Annotated in this window: 18 protein-coding genes; 3 read left to right on the forward strand and 15 right to left on the reverse strand. The window is 65.8% G+C overall.

Going from position 1 to position 22,333, the window contains the following annotated elements:
- Window positions 1–371: 371 nt before the first annotated feature.
- Both KHZ24_01215 and ftsH read right to left on the reverse strand, forming a co-directional pair.
- Window positions 372–1,829: a L,D-transpeptidase family protein gene (locus KHZ24_01215; protein MBS5449823.1), complete on the reverse strand. Its 1,458-nt coding sequence runs from the start codon at window positions 1,827–1,829 to the stop codon at window positions 372–374.
- A 202-nt stretch (window positions 1,830–2,031) separates the two neighbouring features.
- Window positions 2,032–3,927 (reverse strand): ATP-dependent zinc metalloprotease FtsH, encoded by a 1,896-nt coding sequence (gene ftsH / locus KHZ24_01220; protein ID MBS5449824.1) that lies wholly within the window; start codon window positions 3,925–3,927, stop codon window positions 2,032–2,034.
- 197 nt (window positions 3,928–4,124) lie between these two features.
- On the opposite strand from ftsH, the gene KHZ24_01225 reads away from it, so the two are divergent.
- Entirely contained in the window at window positions 4,125–4,826 is a 702-nt protein-coding gene (locus KHZ24_01225) for an HAD family phosphatase (protein ID MBS5449825.1), read from the forward strand.
- A 394-nt stretch (window positions 4,827–5,220) separates the two neighbouring features.
- On the opposite strand, the gene ffh is transcribed toward KHZ24_01225, so the two are convergent.
- From ffh to KHZ24_01290, 13 genes are all read right to left on the reverse strand, one after another.
- Window positions 5,221–6,651 carry a signal recognition particle protein gene (ffh, locus tag KHZ24_01230; protein ID MBS5449826.1) on the reverse strand — a complete coding sequence of 477 codons (1,431 nt, stop codon included), beginning with the start codon at window positions 6,649–6,651 and terminating at the stop codon, window positions 5,221–5,223.
- A gap of 9 nt (window positions 6,652–6,660) precedes the next feature.
- On the reverse strand, window positions 6,661–7,575 hold the full coding sequence (gene ftsY, locus KHZ24_01235; protein ID MBS5449827.1) for a signal recognition particle-docking protein FtsY: 915 nt from the start codon (window positions 7,573–7,575) through the stop codon (window positions 6,661–6,663).
- Between the two features lie 91 nt (window positions 7,576–7,666).
- Entirely contained in the window at window positions 7,667–11,308 is a 3,642-nt protein-coding gene (gene smc / locus KHZ24_01240; GenBank protein ID MBS5449828.1) for a chromosome segregation protein SMC, read from the reverse strand.
- A gap of 1 nt (window position 11,309) precedes the next feature.
- The gene (rnc, locus tag KHZ24_01245; protein MBS5449829.1) at window positions 11,310–12,068 is read right to left on the reverse strand and encodes a ribonuclease III; all 759 of its coding nucleotides are present in this window, start codon (window positions 12,066–12,068) and stop codon (window positions 11,310–11,312) included.
- A 146-nt stretch (window positions 12,069–12,214) separates the two neighbouring features.
- Window positions 12,215–13,216: a phosphate acyltransferase PlsX gene (gene plsX, locus KHZ24_01250; protein ID MBS5449830.1), complete on the reverse strand. Its 1,002-nt coding sequence runs from the start codon at window positions 13,214–13,216 to the stop codon at window positions 12,215–12,217.
- 126 nt (window positions 13,217–13,342) lie between these two features.
- Window positions 13,343–13,525, reverse strand: coding sequence for a 50S ribosomal protein L32 (gene rpmF / locus KHZ24_01255; GenBank protein ID MBS5449831.1), 183 nt, complete (start codon window positions 13,523–13,525; stop codon window positions 13,343–13,345).
- Between the two features lie 153 nt (window positions 13,526–13,678).
- Window positions 13,679–14,248, reverse strand: a complete 570-nt coding sequence (locus tag KHZ24_01260) for a DUF177 domain-containing protein (GenBank protein ID MBS5449832.1) — start codon at window positions 14,246–14,248, stop codon at window positions 13,679–13,681.
- 8 nt (window positions 14,249–14,256) lie between these two features.
- The gene (locus tag KHZ24_01265; GenBank protein MBS5449833.1) at window positions 14,257–14,784 is read right to left on the reverse strand and encodes an ATPase; all 528 of its coding nucleotides are present in this window, start codon (window positions 14,782–14,784) and stop codon (window positions 14,257–14,259) included.
- A 193-nt stretch (window positions 14,785–14,977) separates the two neighbouring features.
- Window positions 14,978–15,535: a pantetheine-phosphate adenylyltransferase gene (gene coaD, locus KHZ24_01270; GenBank protein ID MBS5449834.1), complete on the reverse strand. Its 558-nt coding sequence runs from the start codon at window positions 15,533–15,535 to the stop codon at window positions 14,978–14,980.
- On the reverse strand, window positions 15,528–16,148 hold the full coding sequence (gene rsmD, locus KHZ24_01275; protein ID MBS5449835.1) for a 16S rRNA (guanine(966)-N(2))-methyltransferase RsmD: 621 nt from the start codon (window positions 16,146–16,148) through the stop codon (window positions 15,528–15,530). The genes coaD and rsmD overlap by 8 nt, the downstream gene beginning before the upstream one ends.
- The gene (locus tag KHZ24_01280) at window positions 16,145–18,430 is read right to left on the reverse strand and encodes an ATP-dependent DNA helicase RecG (GenBank protein MBS5449836.1); all 2,286 of its coding nucleotides are present in this window, start codon (window positions 18,428–18,430) and stop codon (window positions 16,145–16,147) included. The genes rsmD and KHZ24_01280 overlap by 4 nt, the downstream gene beginning before the upstream one ends.
- Before the next feature lie 5 nt (window positions 18,431–18,435).
- Window positions 18,436–20,067, reverse strand: a complete 1,632-nt coding sequence (locus KHZ24_01285; protein ID MBS5449837.1) for a DAK2 domain-containing protein — start codon at window positions 20,065–20,067, stop codon at window positions 18,436–18,438.
- 13 nt (window positions 20,068–20,080) lie between these two features.
- On the reverse strand, window positions 20,081–20,431 hold the full coding sequence (locus KHZ24_01290; protein MBS5449838.1) for an Asp23/Gls24 family envelope stress response protein: 351 nt from the start codon (window positions 20,429–20,431) through the stop codon (window positions 20,081–20,083).
- A 273-nt stretch (window positions 20,432–20,704) separates the two neighbouring features.
- Here KHZ24_01290 and rpmB point away from each other — a divergent pair, with 273 nt between their 5' ends.
- Both rpmB and KHZ24_01300 read left to right on the forward strand, forming a co-directional pair.
- A complete protein-coding gene (rpmB, locus tag KHZ24_01295) occupies window positions 20,705–20,893 on the forward strand; it encodes a 50S ribosomal protein L28 (protein MBS5449839.1) in 189 nt (62 codons plus the stop codon).
- 253 nt (window positions 20,894–21,146) lie between these two features.
- Complete coding sequence (locus KHZ24_01300; GenBank protein MBS5449840.1) at window positions 21,147–22,298, forward strand: NAD-dependent epimerase/dehydratase family protein; 1,152 nt, start codon at window positions 21,147–21,149, stop codon at window positions 22,296–22,298.
- Window positions 22,299–22,333: the final 35 nt, after the last annotated feature.

Below are 22,333 nucleotides of genomic sequence, written 5' to 3' on the forward strand. Positions count from 1 at the left end.
TGCCGAGGCGTCCCGCACGAAAAAGGCGCCCCGTCCCGTTTTGCTGGGACGAAGCGCCGTGATGCTCTCGCGATAAGCGGGAGCGGTGACTTCGTGTGTGAACCACCCAGCGAGCGGACATCCGCCATACTCGGCTGGCCATGTGACGGCGGCCAATCCGGCGACGCCTACTCGGAGACTGGTATCGCCTCCTTTGGGGCCGCAGCTCCGGGGTGATGTTCAGTCGGACGCAACCGCGGGCTCTCACCATCCCCGCTCGCTCAAGGCCGCGCAACCCAACCTACTCGTCCCCATCACAGCTTTGGAAAGCATCATACCGACCAGGGCGGGAAAGGCATTCGTCACAATGCCCTTCCCACGCTACCTACAGATCAGTAGTGCGTGATGACAACGTCGCCGATCTGTATCAGGTCCCAGATCTCTGCCGCCTTGTCCGGAGGCAGGTTGATGCAGCCGTGGCTTCCCGCCTCCGTCGTGTAGAGCGTGCCGCCAAACGAGCTCTGCCAGCTCGCGTCATGCAGGCCGACCGCGTTGCCGATGAACGGCATCCAGTACGTTACAGGCGTGCGGTAGATGGGCTCGCCCGTGACTGGGTCCGCCTTGCCGATGAGCGTCTGGTTGAGCGCCTTGTTGTTGAGCGTGTACACACCCGTCGGCGTCTCGCGGTCGTCGAACGTGGCGCCCGTGATGACAGGTGTCTCCCAGATGAGCGAGCCATCGTAGTCGTAGAAGCGGGCGTACTGCTCCGAGATGTCGACGTCGACGTAGCGCGCGCCCCACACCTGGCCGCCGGGGTTATAGACGGCAGCCGTTTGCTTGAACGGCAGCTCCTGGTCGCCGACAACGGCGTTCGTGATCGTGTCGCGCACGAGCTGCTCGATGGCAGCGCCGTCCGTGATCCAGCCGTACGTGCCGCCCGATACCGTAATGACCTTGCCGTCGGGACGTGTGTACGTGTGTGTGCCTCCCACGTCATCGATCTGTGCCTCGAGGGCGTTGACCCACTCGACAAGACGCGCGTCGTCGAGCGCGACCGTGCCGTCCGGGTTAAAGACGAGCCAGTCCTTCACGAGATTGCCGTTGATCGTCGCCACGACCGTGCCGTTGACCGTAAGGTTCGAGCTCGCGCCGAGATAGGAGTTTGCCGTCGCCGCGCTCTGCTGCAGCGTGGGATCGTCCGCCGTGATGTTCTGGCGCACGAGCACGTCGCTCGTGAGCGTCGCGCTTTCGCTCTCGTTCGACAGGGCCGCCACGATGGCGTCCGTCACGGCGACGGGATCGAGCTTCGTGCCGAGCGCACCCGGCAGCACGACGTAGGACATCGACGTGGGGTCGTAGGCCACGGACGCATCGACGGGATCGCTGGCCGTCGCGTTGTACGGGGCGATGGCGGCCTCGACGGCGGCCTGGATGAGGTCGCGATTGAAGGACGTCGACACGACGTCACTCTCGTCGTGCATGAGGCCGATCTGTACGGGCCACTGCCAGGGAGAGACGTGCGAGATCATCTGCTCGACAGCAGCCTGTGTGTCAAAGCTAAGGCCAGCGTTGGCCGACGTCAGCGTGAAGTCGACGTTTTGCCCGCTCACGCGCATCGTAAGGTCGGACGACATCGTCGCGAGCTCGTCGAGGGCCTCGGCGCGCGACTTGAGCGAGAAGTCAATGTTGTCGACGTGCGTGTTCGGCCACAGGCGACCCATGAAGAAGATGCAACCGGCTGCATAGGCGATAACCAGGAGGGCGAGAACGACACCCGCCGTGATGCCGGCAATACGCAGGGCGCGGTGGCTCTGCGGCTGCGGAACAGGACGCTGCTCCATATGCGCCATGTGCGCTGGCATAGGCCGTGCGCTCCTCTCTTCGATCGGAAACGACATGTGTCATCGTAACGTAACGATGGCGCGTCAGGGTGCTCAACCTGTGTCATCAGGCTGAATATAAACGCAAGCGGGGTGCTTGCGTTCGACTGCAAGCACCCCGCAATCTTACATCGGCGCGTGCAACACAAGTGCAACGCCCTCACACGTGGCCCTATGCCTGAGGCGTGGACCCAGCCTGGCCGGTGTCGTTGAGGATGGCCATGAACTCGTCTCCGGTGATGCTCTCCTTGCGCAGCAGGTAGGCGGCAAGCTCGTGCAGCTTGAACATGTTCTCGCGCAGGATCTGCAGCGCCGTCTGGTGGGCATCCTCGACAAGCGCCACGACGGCGTCATCGACGCGCTGCGCCGTGCCGTCGGAGCACGTGAGCGTCGTGTCCGAGCTGAGGTAAGGGTTGTTCACGGTGCCGAGCGCCACCATGCCGAACTCCTTGCTCATGCCGAAGCGCGTGATCATGTTGCGCGCGAGCTTCGTGGCCTGCTCGATGTCGTTAGCCGCACCCGTCGTCGCCGAGTTGAAGACGAGCTCCTCTGCCGAGCGTCCGCCGCACAGCGTGGCAAGCTTCTCGCGAGCCTCTTTCTCCGTCGTCAGGAACTTCTCGTCCTCGTCGACCTGCATCGTGTAGCCGAGCGCGCCCGACGTGCGCGGCACGATCGTGATCTTCGTGACGGGGGCTGTGCCCTTCTGCTTGGCGGCGACGATGGCGTGGCCGATCTCGTGATACGAGACGATGCGCTTCTCCTCGTCGGATATGACCATGGACTTGCGCTGCTGGCCGGCGATGACGACCTCGACCGACTCCTGCAGGTCCTCCTGAATGACGCCCTTGCGGCCTTCGCGCACGGCACGCAGCGCAGCTTCGTTGACGATGTTGGCGAGGTCGGCGCCCGACGCGCCAGAGGTGGAGCGCGCGATGATGCCGAAGTCGATGGGGCCCGCCATCTTCACGTTCTTGGCGTGCAGCTTGAGGATGGCCGTGCGGCCGTTGAGGTCGGGCAGCTCGACCGGTACGCGGCGGTCGAAGCGCCCGGGGCGCAGCAGGGCCTTGTCAAGCGTTTCGGGGCGGTTCGTGGCGCCGAGCACGACGATGCCCTTGTGGTTGTCGAAGCCGTCCATCTCGGTGAGCAGCTGGTTGAGCGTCTGCTCGCGCTCGTCGTTGCTCGAGAAGCCCGCCGTGTCGCGCTTCTTACCGATCGTGTCGATCTCGTCGATGAACACGATGCAGGGCGCCTTCTCCTTGGCCTGCTTAAACAGGTCACGGACCTTGGCAGCGCCGCGACCAACGAACATCTCAACGAACTCGGAGCCGGAGATGGAGAAGAACGGCACGTGAGCCTCGCCTGCGACAGCCTTGGCGAGCAGCGTCTTGCCTGTGCCGGGAGGGCCGACGAGCAGGGCACCGCGCGGCAGCTTTGCGCCGATCTCCTCGTAGCGCTCAGGCTTGTCGAGGAAGTCGACGATCTCGGTGAGCTGCTCCTTGGCCTCGTCCTGACCGGCAACATCGGCGAACGTGACGCCCGTCTCCTTCTCGGCTACGATCTTGGCACCCGACTTGCCCAGCCCCGTCATGCCGAAGCCGCCGAAGCTCATCGAGGGGTTATCGTCGCCCATCTGCTTCTTGAGCTTGCGGTTCATCCACCAGCCGAAGCCGATGAATATGAACAGCGGCAGGAAGAACGTCAGCAGATAGACGAGCATGGCCGTTCCGCCATTGGAGCTCACAACTTGCGTTGACGCCTTGGCGCCCGAGTTGTACAGGCTCGGCAGCAGGTTGTCGTCGCCGGGCCAGTACGTCGTGGCGTAGTACTTGAGCTCGCCGTTCTCTCCCTGCTTGGCGGAGAACGTCATCTCGCCCGTCGAGACGTTGTAGTTGAACTCCTCGATCTCCCCGGCATCGACCATGTGAACCATGTCGGTATAGGAGACCTTTTCGACCTTGCCCTGCCCCAGGTTGGGGGCGACAAGCGTGTTGAGCAACACGATGACAAGTATGCCGATGATGACATACAAGATCATTGTGCGTCGCTTCTTGCTCTGATCCATCTCCATAGGCGATACCCCGTCCCTTCTCCGTCGCGCCCCAGGCAAACCCGAGGAGCAGCGTATTGTTTACGTCAATCCTGCGCCCTTGTACCCCGATTGGGAGGGTATTCTGCGCTTGGTGACGCGCATGTGCGACCCTGCACACAAAACGTGTAGCCTTATGCTCAGACAACCCGGCCCGTCGCCAACAGAGAGGCATGCCGATGAACAGCGTCTCCGCAACACCCGTCCAGGGCGTCATATTCGACTGCGACGGCACGCTCATGGACACGATGGACCTGTGGCTCACGATGGAGGACGAGTTTGCCGTCCGCTGCGGCCACGAGCTCTCCGATGCCGAGCACGACATGCTGCGCTCCTTCACCCTGGACGAGACGGCACGCTACTACCATCACGAGCTCGGCCTAGGTGTGAACGAACAGGACGTCAAGGACATGATCGAGGCCTACGCCGTGGGCTACTACGCCGAGCGCAGCGTACTGCGTCCCGGCGCGCTGGAATTTCTCAGGGAGTTGAGCAAGCGAGGCATCCCGTGCGCCATCGCGTCGTCGAGCCCGCACTCCATGCTCGACGCCGGCGTGAAGCACACGGGCATCGACACGCTGCTGCTCGCCGTCGTCTCAACCGACGACGTGGGGGTCTCAAAGCGTGAACCGGTTGTTTACGAACATGCTCGCACGCTCCTCGGGAGCCCCATCGAGGCGACGTGGGTCTTCGAGGACGCCGCCTACGCCCTGCGTACGCTGAGTCCGACGCGCTTCCGCACGATGGGCATCTACGACAAGGACGACTCCGGCACCTACGAGGAGCTCACGGCGCTGGCCGATCACGCGATACGGGGGTACGGCGAGATCGACGTGGAGGAGTTCGTGGCGGGGCGGTACGGGTCGCGGGTGCTGTCGTAGCAAGGTTACTGTGCTGGGGGTTTGGGCTGGTGCTCTGTGCTCAAACAGCTTCGGCCCGCTCGGCACTATGTGCCGAGCCCTGCAGAACTGCGCCAGAGCACGAGCCCAAACCCCGGCAGGCGCGCCGTTCGAGCGGAAAAGAGAAGAAGAAAAAAGTTTGCTCTTAGTGTTTTTAAGTCACGCTTCCGACATGATGCCAAGGGCGCAGCCGAAGCTCTAGCAAGCGTCCCCCACTGGAGCCCCGAACGCGCATGCGAAGGGGCTTCGACACATTGCTCTGGCGCAGTTCTGCAGCCGCGCCCTTTGCGGCGAAGCTGTTTGAGCACAGAGTAATGTGTCGAAGCCCCCAACGTGAGACAACCAGGGGCTCCAACACACGCCCCCAAGCTTCGGCCTACTGCGACTTGGACATCATGTCTTTCATCAGCTTTTGCATCTCGGCCATGTTCCCCAGTCCGCCGAGCGAGCCGAGGCCCGGCATGCCGCCGAAGCCACGTTTGCGACTCTTCTTGCCTTTGCCGCCTTGCTGCTGCGCCATCGTACGCATCTTGCCCATCATCTTGTTCATCTGATCGAACTGCTTGATCAGCGTGTTGACGTCGTAGACCTCGACGCCGGCACCCCGAGCGATGCGGGCGCGACGCGACCCGTTGATGACCTTGGGCTTCGCGCGCTCCTCTTTCGTCATGGAGTGAATGATGGCCTCGGTCTTCTTCGTGAGTGACTCGTCCAGACCACCCGTGCCCATCTTCTGCATGATGCGGTCGCCGCCGGGCAGCGCCGACAGGATAGACGCGAAGCCACCCATCTTCTCGATGGACTTGAGCTGCACGAGAAAGTCATCGAACGTCAGGCCCTGGTTCAGCATGCGCTCCGCAGCCTGGGCTTGCTCCTCGTCTGCCTGCTCCTGGGCCTTCTCGATGATGGACACCATGTCGCCCATGCCCAGGATGCGACGGGCCATGCGGTCGGGGTGGAACACCTGGAACGCGTCGGGCTTCTCGCCGGTGGAGATGAACTTGATGGGCTTGCCCGTGACGCTGCGCACGGACAGGGCGCCGCCGCCGCGCGCGTCGCCGTCGAGCTTCGTCATGATGACGCCGTCGAAGTCGACGCGCTCGGCAAACGCCTGCACGACGTTCACGATGTCCTGGCCCGTCATGGAGTCAACGACCATGAGGATCTGATCGGGCTTCACGGCGGCCTTGATGTCCTCGGCCTCCTGCATCATGGCCTCGTCGATCTGCAGGCGACCCGCCGTGTCGACGATGACGACGTCCTTCATGTCGTCAACAGCCGCGCGGATAGCGTCCTTGGCAATCTGCACAGGGTGCTGGCCGTCGCCGCGGAACACCTTGACACCCAGCTCTCCGCCGAGTGTCTCGAGCTGGTCGGCGGCGGCGGGGCGGTAGACGTCGCACGCGGCGAGCAGGGGCGCGTGCCCCTGTCCCTTGAGCAGATAGGCGAGCTTGGCGGCCGCCGTCGTCTTGCCTGAGCCCTGGAGGCCGACGAGCATGATGACGTTCGGAATGCGGCTCGAAAGCACGAGGCGGCTCTCCGTTGTGCCGAGCAGCTCAATGAGCTCGTCGAGCACGACGCGCACGACGTTCTGCGCCGGCGTCAGCGAGTCGAGCACCTCAGACGTCAGGCAGCGCTCTTTCGTCTTCGAGACGAACTCTTTGACGACCTTGAAGTTAACGTCGGCTTCGAGCAGGGCCATGCGTACTTCGCGCATGGCAACGTCGATGTCGGCCTCCGTGAGGCGCCCCTTGCCGCGCAGATTGTCGAACGTGTCCTGCAAGCGGTTGGAGAGGTTCTCGAACATGGCCATGGGCTAGTCCTCCTGACCGGTGATGAGGGCCTGGGCGAACTCATGCGCGTCGAAGGGTCGCAGGTCCTCGATCGTCTCGCCGACGCCTACGCGCAGGATGGGCAGGTGCAGGTCGTGCGAGACGGCCAGCGCGATGCCACCCTTTGCCGTGCCGTCGAGCTTCGTCATGATGACGCCGTCGATGCCGAGCGCCTTGTTGAACTCGCCTGCCTGCGAGAGGCCGTTCTGACCAGTCGTCGAATCGATGACGAGCACGACGTGCACAGGCATCTGCGCGCGCTTGCGCGTGACCTGCACGACTTTTTGCAGCTCGCGCATCAAGTCCGTCGACGTCTGCAGGCGACCGGCCGTGTCGATGAGCACGAGGTTGCTCCCCTGCCGCTCGGCGGCGTCGAGTGTGTCGTAGCACACGCTGGCGGGGTCAGCTCCGCGCTCGCGCTTGACGACCTGCACACCCGCGCGTTCGCCCCACACGTCAAGCTGCTCTATGGCAGCCGCGCGGAACGTGTCTGCGCTGCCGATGATGGGGTGCAGGCCGCGGTCCTTTGCCTCGGAGGCAATCTTGCCGACGGTCGTCGTCTTGCCCGCTCCGTTGACGCCGACGAACAGCACGCAGCTCGGCGTGTCGTCGAACGGATCGCTCTCGCAGGGCGTAAACGCCTCGGCCAGCAAGTTGACGAGAGCCTTGTTGACCTCGCGCACGCCGGTGAGCTCCTCGCGCTGTGAAATCTCGCGCAGCTGACTCGTCACCTGCTCGGCGGCTCCCGCCCCGATGTCGCTCATGATAAGCGTGGCCTCAAGGTCGTCCCAGAACTCGTCGCCTACCTTCGGACCCAGCTCGAACAGGACGTTGAGCTCGCCGGTGATCTTCTTGCGCGTCTTGCTCAGGCCCTCGGAGAGCCGTTGGAACCATCCCATACGTCGTGCCTTTCCTCTCAGACATGCACAGCGTTTCTACCCTACCACACGACGAACGCCCCTCGGGGCGCTCCTGTGCCCGAAGAGCCTTTTACCCGCGTTTTGCAGCCGCAGCAGCGCTTGTCGCCTCGCCGATGCGCTGCGAGATGACGCGGCTCACGCCATCGGCCTGCATGGAGACGCCATACAGGACGTCAGCACGCTCCATCGTGCGCCGTTGGTGCGAGATGACGATGAGCTGGGTGCGGTGGCGCAGACGCTCGATGGCGTCGAGCAGACGGTCGAGGTTCGAGTCGTCGAGTGCCGCCTCGACCTCGTCAAGCACGTAGAACGGCACCGTGCGCGTCGTGTAGACCGCAAACAGCAGGCCGAGCGCCGTCAGCGAGCGCTCACCGCCCGACAGCAGCGACATCTTGCCGACGCGCTTGCCGCGCGGCTGGGCGATGACCTCGATGCCCGTCTCGGCCGGATTGTCGGGGTCCGTCATCTCGAGGTGTCCGGCGCCGCCGGGGAACAGCAGGCCGAAAATCTCCTGGAAGTTCTTGTCGACGGCTTCGAACGTTGAGACGAAGCCGTTCTTCATCTTACGGTCGATTGCGGCGAGGATCTTCGTGAGCGCCCCGCGGGCGTGCTGCAGGTCTTCGACCTGGCTGTCGACGTAGTCGGCGTGCTCCTTGAGCCGCGCGTACTCCTCGAACGCCACCTGGTTGACCGGGCCAATGTCGGCGATGGCCTTGCGCAAGCGCGCGAGCTCTGCCTCGTCCGCCGCGCGGTCGTCCGGCTCGGGAAGCTGCAATGCGTCTTCGAGCACGACGCCCTTGTGCGACGTGATGGCGTTGACTGCGGCGTTGACCTGCACGTCAAGGCGGCTCTTTGCGGCCTTGACGTCGCCGGTTGCCGTGATGGCCTGCGTGTGGGCGCGCTGGGCCTGCGCGACGGCCTGACGCGCGTCCTCGATCGTCTTCTTGAGCGAAGCGGAGTCCGCCTCGGCGAGGCTCGCGCGGTCGCGCAGGCGCTCGGCCCAGGCGTTGGCGACCTGCTGCAGGGCGGCGTATCGCTCGCGCAGCGGAGCGACGCGGCGCCGAAGGGCCCCAAGGACGCGCGACTGCTCGCGGGCCGCGTCGAGGGAACGTGTGACGTCGGAGAGCTCCGAATCGAGCGCTCCGACGCGGCTCTCGAGGTAGCGGTCGCGCTCGCGCGCCCGGGCGAGGTTGACCTGGCAGGTGTTCTCTTCCTCATGAGCAGCGCGGTCCTCGCGGCGCACGTCGTCGGCGCGCTCCTGCAGGCGTGCGATCTGCTCCGAGACGGACGCGATGTCGTCTTCCGCCTGAGCTAGCTCCTTCGTGCGCACCTCAACCTGGCCGCGTGCCGTCTCGGCACGCTCCGCCGCCTGTGCGCGCTGTGTCATCACGCGCTCGCGCTCGGCCCGATTGCGCTGGGCCTCGGCGACGAGCCGGTCATGGGCCGTGCGGCGGCGCTGACCCTCAGCCGTGATGCGCGCGACTTCGGACGCAGCCTGCGAGGCCTCGCCCGACAAGCGCGCCACTTCGGCAGCGAGTGCGTCCTGGGCGCGGCGCGCCTCGTCGAGAGCCGCATCAGCGTCGGAGAGGGCGCGCGTCGCCTCGTCGGCGGCGCTCTGGCGCGCGTCGAGCTGGTCGCGCAGCTCGCGCAGGCGCGCGCGGCTCGCCAGCAGACCGTGACCCGCACCGGGAGCGCGCCCCACCGTCGCAAGCATCCCACCGACCACCGTGTCGCCCGCAGGCGTCGCGTAAACATGTGCTGCGTCGACAGCGCTCGCCGCAAGCGCTGCGTCAAGGTCGTCCACAACGCGCACGTCACCGAGCAGTGCCGAAGCGACGCCCTCCAGCCCCGGCGCGTCGGAGATGCGGTCGACTAGACGATATCCCGGCAGGCTCGCGTCGTCCGCCTCGCCGCGAGCGGCCCCTCCGCGCACGACGCTCACGCGCCCTGCTGCACCCGCGGCGTCGCGCGCGCAGTGGGCCACGAGTGCAAGCGTGTCAGCGTCGGGCACGACAAAGCCGCCCATGCGCTCGGACACGAGCGTCTCCACGAGCTCGGACAACTCGGCTGGCACGACGAGCGCCTCAGACACGCGTGCCTTCATCGCAGCGCGCACGCGCCCGTCGGAGGCGAGGCGGGCAGCGAGAGGCTCGCGGTTCTCCTCGCCCGCCGCCGCGCGCTCGAGGCCGGCGATCTCGGCCTGGAGCGCCGCAAGGGAAGAGCGGGCCTCGCGCTCGTCTCGCTGAGCGACGCCTAGCGCCTCGCGGGCCTCGCGCACGCGCGTCGACCCTTGGGCCTGCGCCTCGCGGGCCTGCTGCGCACGCTCATTCGCCTCGCGCTGCGCCTCGCGCGCCTGCCCGAGCTGGGCATCGGCCTCCTCGCAGGACGCGAGCGCCGCCTCGGCGTCGCGCTCCGCACGATTGATGACCTCTTGGATCTGCTCGAGGCGCGACGCAAACATGTCGTCAGCCACCTTGGCGTTCTCGAGCACGTCTTTTGCCTTCGCGAGCTCGACCGTCGCCGTGTCGCGCCCGCGCGTGCACGTCCGCAGGCGGCCGTTCGCCTCGCCGAGCTCGTCTTCGACCTTGCGGCGCTCCCCGCGAACCTCGCGCGTGCGCAGCTGGGCCTTCGTCTGTCGCTCCATGAGCGCTTCGAGCTCGCCATGCGTCTGCGAACGCTCGGCTCGCGCCTCCTCGAGCTCGCGCGCGCAGTCGCGACGGCGTCCCTCGCTGCGGCGCGTTGTCTCGCACGCCTCGGACAGGCGGGCTGCCATGTTGCGGCCCTTCTCGTCGAGCAGGCGCAGGCCGGCATCGATGCGGTCGCAGGCCGTCTGACAGCGTCGGCGCTGCTCGGAGAGGTCGCCGACGAACAGGCCTTTCTCCTCGAGCATCGTCTGCAGCTTCTCCAGCTCGCGCTGCCTCTCCTTGAGCTGGTAGTCGGCGAGCTCAAGCTGGGCGTTTGCCTCGCGCTCCGCCGTCTCGGCCTGGGCCCACTGTGCCTGCAGGCGCCGCAGGTCGTCAACGGCGAGCGACACGGACAGCTCGCTCTCGCGCGCCGCGAGCTCGTTGTGGCGCTGCGCGCGCTCAACCTGCCGCTCAAGCGGGCGCAGCTGGCGCTTCACCTCGCGCTGGTGGTCGAGGGCGCGCTGCAGGTGCTCGTCCATGGCCTGGAGCTTTCGCACGGAGCGCTCTTTGCGCCTCTTGTGCTTCGAGATGCCGGCCGCCTCCTCGATGAGGCCGCGACGCTCCTCGGGCCGGCTCATGAGTATGGCGTCGAGCTTGCCCTGGCTGATGATGGAGTGCGTCTCCTTGCCCATGCCAGAGTCGTGCAGGATGTCCTGGATGTCGAGCAGGCGCGACGGCGCGCCGTTGATGAGGTACTCGCTCTCGCCCGAGCGATACATGCGGCGCGTGATGGCCACCTCGTCGAAGTCGACCGGAAGCGTGTGGTCCGTGTTGTCGAGCACGAGGTCGACCTCTGCGACGCCGACGGGCTTGCGTGCCGACGAACCGGCGAACACGACGTCCTCCATCGCCTGGCCGCGCAAGTGCTTGGCGCTCTGCTCGCCCAGGACCCACAGGATGGAGTCCGAGATGTTTGACTTGCCCGACCCGTTGGGCCCGACGACGACTGTGAGGCCGGGGTCGAACACCATGCGCGTGCGGTCGGCAAACGACTTGAAGCCCTTGAGGGTGAGAGACTTGAGGTACAAGCTAGTCCTGCCTCATCTCGATAGGGTGCAGCGGCCAGGGCTGCGCGGAGTCGAACGCGACGTCTGACGCCGGCGCGTCGATGTAGCCCATGGCGACGAGGGCCTTGGCGGCCGCCGCGCTCTCCGCCTCCTTCTTCGACGAGCCCGTGCCTTCGCCCACGACGCGGTCGCCCACGACGCAGCGCGACACGAATGTGGGCTCGTGTGCGGGGCCCTCCTCGCTCACGAGCACGTAGTGCGGCGTCTCGTGGACGTCAGCCTGTGTCTTCTCCTGCAGCAGCGACTTGGGGTTCTCCGGCATGACGGAGCGCCACGGCGCGAGGTGCGGCTGCAGCGTGTCGATGATCCAGCGGCGCGCCTCCTCCATGCCAGCATCGAGGTAGAGCGCGCCCGTCACGGCCTCGTAGACGTTCTCGAGCGCGGAGTGCAGGCCGCGTGCGCCCGTGCCGCGCTCCGACAAGCCAAAGACGATAACCTCGTCGATGCCGCGCTCCTTGGCGGCCGCCGAGAGCGACTCGCCCGAAATGAGCGAGACCTTGAGGCGCGTCAGGCCGCCCTCGTCGAGGTCGGGGAACTGCTCGAACAGCTCCTCGGCAACGACCATGCCCACGACGGAGTCCCCCAGGAACTCAAGGCGCTCGTAGCAGGCCGAGACGTGCTGGCCCTCCGTGGCGCTCGGGTGCGTGATTGCAGAGCGGATGAGCGACGGGTCCTTGAACTGGTGGCCGAGGATCTCCTCGATGCGATGGATCTTCCACAGTACGGTGGGCACGAGGCCCTCCCTTCGTCGATGGTGTACGTGCCAATCGACGGTCGCTCGCGCCCCGGTCCCGCCCGCCCGTCACGTGAGACAGGCGCAGGGGAACGGGGCGCGACCGGCCGAAGCGCGCCGCGGCCCTTGTAGGGCTAGGCGCACAGCTCGCCGATGCGCTCCACGAGATGACCGCGCGCGGCGTTTGTCGCAACGAGTGTGCCGTTCATGACGGCATCGGGCGACGTGGCACCGTGCCCGATGACGACGACGCCCTTGACGCCGAGCAGCACGGCGCCGCCATACTCGTCGCCGGACAGCTCGGCCTTGAGGCCGGACAGGGCCGGGTGCAGCAGCGCTCCCCCGATCTTCGCCGACAGCGAAGATGTCGCCACCTGCTTGATCTTCTTCAGGACGAACTTCGTGGTTCCTTCCATCGTCTTGAGCGCGATATTGCCCGTAAAGCCGTCCGTCACGATGACGTCAAACGCGTCACCCATGAGGTCGGTGCCCTCGGCGTTGCCCACAAAGGCGGGGACCTGCTCCTTGAGCGCGGCGAAGCGCGCCTGCGCCTCCATGGAGCCCTTCGTGTCCTCCGAGCCGATGTTGAGCAGGCCGACGCGCGGCTCGTCAACGCCGAGGACAACTTTGGCGTAGGCACAGCCCATGTGGGCAAACTGTACGATGTTATTTGGCTTGCAGTCGGCGTTGGCGCCCATGTCGAGGAAGACAGTCGGCGTCGTACCGGGCAGAGCCGTCGTGAGGGCGGGGCGGTCGATGCCCTTGATGCGCCCGACGACGAGCGTCGCTGCGCTCATGCACGCACCGGTCGAGCCCGCGGAGAAGAAGCCCTGGGCGCGTCCCTCGCGCACGAGGCGGCAGCCGACGACGATGGAGGAGTCGCGCTTGGATCGTATGGCCTCGACGGGATGCTCCTCCATGCCGATAACCTGCGTGCACGCGTGCGCCTCACAGCGCTCGTGCGACGCGGCAAACGGCTCGACGAGCTCAGCGGGACCACATGCGATGACCGTGAGGCCGGCGTCTGCGGCGAGGGCACGCTCTATGCCCTCGAGGACGACCTGGGGCGGCTCGTCGCCTCCCATGACGTCAACAACAACACTCACCGGCTCTGTTGTACCCTGCTGCACGACCATCGTGCCTCCCTCGCCACCGAAGCTCTCTCAAGCCGTTGCCGACCCGTGTGACTTCGCCTGATACAACGAAGGCCGGCGCCGCAGGTGCGGAAGCCGGCCTTCGAAAGTGTGCAACTATCGCGTCGCTTAGTCGACAGCGATGACCTCGCGGCCCTTATAGGTGCCGCAGTTGGGGCAAACGCAGTGAGGACGCTTCGGAGCGCCGCACTGGGGGCACACGGACGTCTCGCACGTCTTGACATTACGCATGTGGGAGGCGTAACGGGAACGCGTCTTCATACGACCGGTTTTACGCTTGGGAACTGCCATCGTGGACCTCTCTTGTGAACCTCGGCCGGAACATCACGGCCATCTTGTATGTGCGCAGGTTGGTACTCTACCACATCAACGGTTGGACAAAGGCGTCGGGGCTTGTGTTTTAGGCAAGCGAACAGACATTTTCACAGCTCGTCCGCACAAGAATCACGCCTCGGGATCGCTGTCCTGCAACGTCAGCGACGCGAGTGCCGCAAACGGGTTCATGGGATCGACCTCGTTCTCGGCGCGCTTTGCGCAGTCGCACGTCTCTTCGTTGAGGTTGCAACCGCACGTAGGGCACAGACCCTTGCAGTCTTCGCGGCACAGCACGATGAACGGGAGGTCCATCACGACGGCACCCTGGATCGCCGGGGCGATGTCGATGGTTCCCTCGGGAGAGATGAGGCCATACTCCTCATCGTCCTCGTCGTCAACCTCAGGTTCCGTGTGCAGGTAGTAGCACGATATCTCGCCTGCGATGTCGACGGTGGCCGGCTCGAGGCAGCGGTCGCACGGCGTCGTTGCCTCGCCGCGCACGATACCCGTCACGAGCACCCCCTCGCCCGTGTTCGTGAGCGCAACATCGTAGTCGAGTCCCGAAGCAAGCTCGAAGGCATGGCCGCCGAGGTCGAACTCCGCCATGTCGATATGACCGGCACGGGAGATCGTGTCGCCCGGGGACTCGAGACCGGCGAGGATGGATATCTCGATGGGCTCAAAAGCCGTCGCGGCCATGGCGCCCCCTAGTCCTCGTCGTGCGGCTCGTCGCCGTCGGCGCGCTCGTCGTTCGACCCGCGGCCCGACAGCAGCTCGCGGCAGTACGTCATCTGGCTGAGCAGGCTGTTCGTCTTGTCGATGACGCCCTGGAGCTCCTCCTCGAGCTTGCCGAACGTCTGCTCTGCGGAATTCTCGGCCCAGTAGCGGATCTCGCGCGCCTCAGAGTCGGCGCGGCGCTTGATCTCCTCGGCCTGGTTGTTGGCCAGACGGACGATCTCCTGGTCGCTGGCCAGCGTGTCGGCCTTGTCCTGGGCGTCCTTGACGATGTGCTGGGCCTCTTCCTCGGCGGAGTCCAGGATCTCGTCGCGCTCGCGCAGGATGCGGCGGGCCTTCTGGAACTCTTCGGGCAGGGCGCCCTTGATGTCGTCGAGGATCTCGTACGCCGCGTCGGCGTCGATGATCTTCTTGGAGCCGCCGCCGGCAAGTGGCGCCTTCGCGTTGTTGATCAGGTCCTCGAGCTCCTCGATGAAAGCTTCGATATCGCTGCCGGGCATGTGGCTCCCTCCAACGGCCGTCGGGCCTGTGACTGGCCCAGCGAACGGTCGTGCTCTGTCGTCGTGACGTACGTCTTGCACCGTCCAAAAGAACGGGTGCGCTCATTCGAGGAATGATAGCAAACCTTGCACAAAGTGGCGACGAAATGACACGACGCCGCCGCTCAGCAGAGCAAATACACGCCAACCAACCTCAGCGTGCCGGAGAGAACCACGTCTGGGGCCCATAGAGCTCGCGCAGGGCAGCCTCGACGTTGGGCGTCACGAACGCCGCGACGTCGCCGCCGAGCTTAGCCATCTCGCGCACGGCCGACGATGACACGTAGGCGTAGTCAGAGCCGGCCATGACGTAGATCGTGCTGATGCTCGGGTCGAGGCGGCCGTTGAGGCTCGCCTGCTGGAGCTCGTACTCGAAGTCGGTCATGACGCGCAGGCCTTTGACGACGGCCGTGGCGCCCACCTCGTGGGCAAGCTGCACGAGCAGGCCGGAGAACGGCTGAACGCTCACGGTGGGCAGGTGGCTCGTCGCAACGCGTGCAAGCTCGACGCGCTTCTCAAGCGAGAACGCGGGGCCGCCCCGCTTGTCGCGTGACGCCGCCACGGCGACGACGACCTCGTCGCACAGGCGCGTCGCACGCTCGATGACGTCGAGGTGGCCGCGCGTGATGGGGTCGTACGTGCCCGGCACGACGAAGCGCCGTATGGGGTGGGAGCCCTGCGCCTCCGAGTCCGCCTGCGTGACGTCACTCATCGCACGCCTCCCCTTCTCCCCCGCTGGCGTCGGCTGTGGGGCGACTCGGGTCCCACACAAGCGCGTCGACCGCCGTCGTTCCATACGTCTTCGAGCCGTCGGCGTGCAGGCCCGCCACACCGAGCTCAGGCCCCTTGGCGTCGCGCTCGTAGATGACGACACACCCGTCGTTGAGCATGCCGCGCTCGGCGAGCGCGCCCATGAGAGAGGACACGTCGGCGGCGGACATGGCATAGGGCGGGTCGAGCAGCACGACGTCGAAGGGCGCGCCGTACACGCGGCCGCGCGAGGCGGCCTGCGTCACGTCGCCGCGCACGACGCTCACGCGCTCGCGGGCAACGCCCAGGTGCTCGACATTGCCGCGCATGCATGCCAATGCCTTAGTGTCCATGTCGTACATCGTCGCGTGGGCGGCACCGCGCGACAGCATCTCGAGGCCCATGGCGCCCGATCCGCCAAACGCGTCGAGCACGGAGGCACCGTCCAGGCTCCCCGTGCGCGACAGAACAATGGACGCGATAGACTCGCGCACACGATCGATCGTTGGGCGGGTGTCCCGTCCGTCCGGCGCCGCGATGGCACGGCCCCGCCAGCTTCCTCCGACGATTCTCATCCGCCACTCACCTCCTTGAATACGTTGCCATACCGGGCGATCACCTCGTCGCGCACCGGGCGGTGGGCGACGAGCTCCAGCTGGGGGTCTTCCTCGAGCAGGCCCCGCGCGTCTGCCCGCGCGTCGAGCAGCAGGGCCTCGTCGCGGCTGAGATCAACGTAGCGTAGCGCCGCCTCGCCTGACTGGCGCGAGCCGAGTATCTCGCCCTCGTGGCGCAGCTTGAGGTCGTACAGGGCAAGCTCGTAGCCGTCGCTCGTGCGTTCGAGCGCTTCCATGCGTTCCTTTGAGACGCCGGAGCCTGCGCTTGCGGCGACGAACACCTCGCCGGGGTGCCCGCCGCGTCCGACGCGCCCGCGCAGCTGATGGAGCTGGGCGAGACCGAAGCGCTCCCCGTCCTCTATGAGCATGACCGTCGCGTTCGGCACGTCGACGCCCACCTCAATGACGGTCGTCGACACGAGGACGTCGATGACGCCGGAACGGAACTCGTCCATGATGCGCTGCTTCTCGTCAGGCGCCATGCGGCCCGTGAGCAGGCCGACGCGCGCCTCCCGGAACACGGTGCGCTGCAGCGTCTCGGCCTCCTGCTCCGCTGCGCGCGCGTCAGATGGGTCGTTGCCCTGCGCGACCTCGTCAGCCGCCGTGTCGGGCACCTCGCCCTGCTCGCCCTTCGGCGCCTTCGTGCCTATGAGAGGGCAGACGACGTAAGCCTGGCGGCCCTCGTCGAGGGCGAGCTGGATAGCTTCGTAGGCGAGGCGCCTGTCGCGCTTCGAGATGACGTGTGTCGTAATGCCGGCGCCCTTAACGGGGCGCTGCCGCAGGTACGACGGGTCGAGGTCGCCGTAGAGCGACAGCGCCATCGTACGTGGGATCGGCGTCGCGCTCATGACGAGCAGGTCGGCGCCGCGCCCCTTGTCGCGCAGGGCGTGGCGCTGGCGCACGCCAAAGCGCTGCTGCTCGTCGATGACGACGAGGGAGAGCCGGTGAAACGCCACGTCGTCGGAGAGCAGCGCGTGCGTGCCGAACAGCACGCACAGCTCGCCAGACGCCAGCGCCTCCGTCGTCCGGGCGCGCTCGGCGGCCGGCGTCGAGCCCGTGATGAGCGCCCAACTGATGCCCGCAGCGTCAAGCAGAGGGCCCACCTTCTGGGCGTACTGCGTCGCGAGCACGCCCGTCGGCGCCATGATGGCAGCCTGTGTGCCCGTGTCCGCCACGACACCCAAGGCGCGCGTCGCCACGGCCGTCTTACCCGTGCCGACGTCTCCCAGCAGCAGCCGGCTCATCGGACGCGGGCGCGCCATGTCGGCCAGCACGTCGTCGACGGCCGCCTGTTGGTCGTCGGTCAGCGTAAACGGCATGGCGTCGCACAGGCGAGCGTAGGCGGGGCCGTCCGTGACGTGGGCCACCGGCTCGACGCCAGGCAGCTTAGCGTTGTGCGAAGTCACAAGCGCCACTTGCAGAAGAGTCGCCTCGTCATAGGCCAGGCGGCGGCGGGCCTCCTCGGCCTCGTCAGCGTTGGCGGGAAAGTGCGCGCTCCTGAGCGCCCGAGCGAGCGGCATGAGTTGTCGCCGGACGCGCTGACGTGCGGGCCAGAAGTCGCAGACATCGCCGTAGTCGGCAAGCGCGCCCGAGGCGATGCGGCGTGCCCACGCCTGGGACAGGCCGTCCGTGACGTGGTGCACGGGAAGCATGCGCGCAGAGCCCGCCATGCGCGCGGGCGGCACCGCCGCGCCGTCCGGGCCCACGTCGGCCACGAGATCATGGAAGGCGCTATTCATCTTCTTGAAGCCGTACGAGAAGCTGACCTTGCCCGAAAACGCGACGATCTGCCCGTGCTTGAAGCGCGTTACCATCCACGGCTGCCCAAAGTACGTGATGACGATAGGTGCCGTGTCGTCGTAGCCGCTAATCTCAACGAGGCTCATGCGCGGGCGCGGCTGCTTCGTCTTGATGTCATCGACCATGATGACGACGGTCACGTCGTCACCGATCCGCGCGTCGGCGACGCTGCAGACCTGCGTGAAATCGAGGTAGCGGTGAGGCGTTGCGTACAACTCGTCGCGTACGGTCCGCACACCCATGCGCGCATAGAGGGCGGCGCGCTCCTCGCGCATGAGGCGCAGCTTCGAAGCGGGCGTGTCAAGCGCGCCCGTGCGCACAAGGCGGTCGGCCCGCTCGTCAACGTGAAGCGCGCGCGCCTCGCCATCCCGCTGCGAGGCGCGCGCGGAGAATGTGTCGGGCCGGTGCTCGGCCGGCGTATGCTCGTCGAGGGCCGGGGGCATACGCACTACTCGATGGAGAACACCACGGGATAGAGCGGCTGCCCGCCGTCGGCTACCGTCGCGTCGATGTCGGGGAACATGTCCTCGATGTCGCCCCTGAGCTTGGCAAAAGCGTCACTGGACAAGTCCTTGCCCGTGAGCACCGTCATAAGGTCGCCACCGAAGCGCCCCATCATCCACTTCATCAGGCGTCCCGTCACGTCGAGCACGTCGCTGCCCACAACCTGGATGGCGCCATCGGCCAGGCCGATCACGTCGCCGGCGTGGATGGGCGTGCCGTCGGCTGCGGAGGAGTTGCGCACGGCAGTCGTGACTTCGCCGTCGTGGATGCCCGAAAGAACGCCGGTCATGGCCTCGACGTTTGCGTCGAGCGACGCGTCGCGGTCGACCTCCATAAGGGCAGAGAGGCCCTGCAGCACGCTCTTTGTCGGTACGACGCCCACCGGGAAGTCGGCTGCGCTCGCCGCAGATTGGGCGGCCATGATGACATTGCCGTTGTTCGGCAGGATGATGACCTGCTTGGCGTGCGCGCGCTCACAGGCCTGCAACAGGTCGGCCGTCGAGGGGTTCATCGTCTGGCCGCCCTCAACGACTTCGTCGGCCCCCATGGCGATGAACATGTCGCATGCACCGTCGCCGACAGCCACGGCCACGACGCCGAGCTCCTTGAGCGGCTCGGCAGCCTTGTCCTCGGCGATCTTCTCCGTGCGCTCGGCCGCCTCCATGTCCATGTTGTGGATGAATACCTTGAAGATCTGGCCCAGCTCGAGCATGTAACCGAGCACGTGGTCGGGATGATCGGTGTGCACGTGAATCTTATAGTCGGGATAGGCGCCGACAAGCAGCTCGCAGTCGCCCTGCGTCGCCAAAAAGTCGCGCGTCATGTCCTCGTCAAACGGAGCGTCCGCCTTGAAGAGGAACTCGGTGCAGTAACGGTATTCCGAGCCCTCCCAATCGTCGTTCAGCTCGATGTCGACCTTGGCCGTGGCGCGTGCGATGGCGCTCTCGGCAAGCGAGGACGAGCCCTGGCGCCCGAGCGCGGCGTCGCAGAACGCCTCAAGGAACACGGAGAAGCCGAACGCCCCTGAGTCGACGACGCCGTTCTCTTTGAGCACGGGAAGCAGCTCGGGCGTGCGCGACACGGAGTCGAACGCCTCAGCAACGAGGGCGTCGAGCGTGTCAGCGAGCGCAAGCTTCTTCTTCTCGCAGCCGTCGGCTGCCTTGGAGACGTCGCGCAGCACGGTGAGGATCGTGCCTTCGACTGGCTTGCGCACCGCCTGGAACGCGACCTTGACAGCGCGACGAAACGCGGCAGCGACCTGCGGCGTTTCGATGGCATCGCCAGCCTCGGCAAAGCTTTCGGCCAGGCCGCGCAGGATCTGGCTCGTGATGACGCCGGAGTTGCCGCGCGCGCCCATGAGCGAGCCATGGATGACTGCGGCGCAGACCTTGTCCATGCCGGCGCCCGAAGGCAGGGCATCAAGCTCCTTCACGACGGTGCCGAGCGTGAGCGCCATGTTCGTTCCCGTGTCGCCGTCGGGCACGGGGAAGACGTTGAGGCGGTTGATCTCCTCGCTTCTGTCCGAGACGGCCTGGGCGGCTTTGCCAAAGCTGAAGCGGATCGTCTGAGCAATCATGGTGGGTGTTCTCCTACGCCTCGCGGACCTTCATGCCCTTGACGTGCACGTGCACCCGGGCATCCTCTATCTGGGCGATGCCCTTAAGCACGAACTGCACCGCGTCGACGAGGTTGCGGGATACGGCGGCGAGGTTGACGCCGTACTCCAGGATGACATAGAGGTCGACCGTGAGCCTGCCTTCTTCGTCGCGCGCGACGTGCACGCCCCTGCGGAGCCGTCCTCCCAGCGCATGAGAGAGACCGTCGCGCCCATCGACGGGCGCCATGCCCACGACGCCATAGCACTCCTTGGCGGCATATCCGGCGAGGTCGGCGAAGACGTCATCGGAGACCGTCAGGGTCCCGGCGACATGCTCTGTCATAGCGGCGCTCCTCCCTGGAAGAAAAAGTATGTAGAACATCGCGCATTTCGGCCAGTATATACCTCTGGCCCCTATGTCCGTCGGTTCGGGTATGATAGCCTGCGTGCTGCTGCGAAAGGCGCAGATTTACCCGGGGCCGCAGATTGTGCAGAGACTGGGCGAATTCTTCTGAGACTTCCTCGCAGCAAGGTAAGACTGTGCTACTATCGTGCAGTTGTCTAGTCTGATTGCGGTTTTGCACCGCACATCGCCCGTGCGAAGGAGTTTCAGAACATGTCGAACGTTTGCGAGGTTTGCGGCAAGCACCCGGTGGCCGCTCGTAGCATCAGCCACTCTCATCGCGTCACCAACCGCAAGCAGATCCCCAACATTCAGCACGTGTACGTCATCAAGGACGGCACCCGCCGCAAGATGAACGTGTGCGCGAAGTGCCTCAAGGCCGGCAAGGTCGTTCGCGGCTAGACAGCGCACTACAACAAAGCTGATCTTTCAGGAGGTTCACTTCGGTGGGCCTCCTTTTTTGCATTGCATCCAGATCGAGCCCGTCACACAGGGCGTCCCATACCTCCGGGATCGGCATGCTGTCGTTCTTCTGGAATCCACTTCACCCCTTCCTTTCATAATCGTCACCTGGGGTCGCCAGGGTACAGTGAGGTCAACGAGGCGTTGAGTTGCGCCCGCTACCCACATACGCATACCTGGAAGGACTGATTTCATGAGGATCATCGTCGCCGGCGGTGACGGCTTCTGCGGATGGCCGACAGCTCTGTACCTCTCCAAGCTCGGTCACGACGTCGCCATTATCGACAACATGGTTCGTCGTCGCATCGACACCGAGCTGCAGTCCGGCTCCGTCACGCCCATCGTCACGCTCACGGAGCGCGTTGCCGCCTGGAAAGAGGTCACGGGGCGCGACATCGCCGTGTTCGAGGGCGACCTTCTACACTACGATTTCCTGACCCAGGTGTTCGCGCAGTTCAAACCCGAGGCGTTCGTGCACTTTGCCGAGCAGCGCAGCGCGCCCTATTCCATGATCGACCGTGGTCACGCCGTGTGGACCCAGGAAAACAACGTCACAGGCAACCTCAACGTGCTCTACGCCATCAAGGAGTACGCGCCTGACTGCCACCTCGTCAAGCTCGGAACGATGGGCGAGTACGGCACGCCCAATATCGACATCGAGGAGGGCTACCTCGAGGTCGAACACAACGGCCGCAAGGACACGTTCCTCTATCCCAAGACGCCTGGCTCGTTCTATCACCTCTCCAAGGTGCACGACACGAACAACATCTACTTCGCCTGCCGCATGTGGGGCATCCGCGCCACGGATCTCAACCAGGGCGTCGTCTACAACGTGCACACGCCCGAAACCGACCTCGATCCGCGCCTTGCCAACCGCTTCGACTACGACGGCATCTTCGGCACGGCGCTCGACCGCTTCGTCGTTCAGGCCGCCATCGGCCACCCGCTGACGGTCTACGGACGCGGCGGCCAGACGCGCGGCTACATCAACCTCGTCGACACGGTGCGCTGCATCGAGCTGGCCTGCGAGAACCCCGCTGAGGCGGGTAAGCTGCGCGTCATGAACCAGTTCACGCAGTGGTTCTCCGTCAACGAGCTTGCGACGACCGTCCAGCGCGTCGCCCAGGGCATGGGGCTCGACTGCACGATCGAGCATCTCGCCAACCCGCGCATCGAGCGTGAGGACGACCACTACTTCAAGGCCGTCAACACGAAGCTCATCGACCTCGGCCTCGAACCGCACCTGCTCGACGACGACACGCTCGCCGCGCTCATTCGCACGGCGGCGGAGAACAAGGATCGCATCAACACGGCGCTCATCTGCAACTCTCCGAACTGGAAGTAATCCACTTCCCATCGCTTTGCCAGGCGCGGCCAGCT

Source organism: Coriobacteriia bacterium (assembly GCA_018368455.1).
Taxonomy (GTDB): Bacteria; Actinomycetota; Coriobacteriia; order Coriobacteriales; family UMGS124; genus JAGZEG01.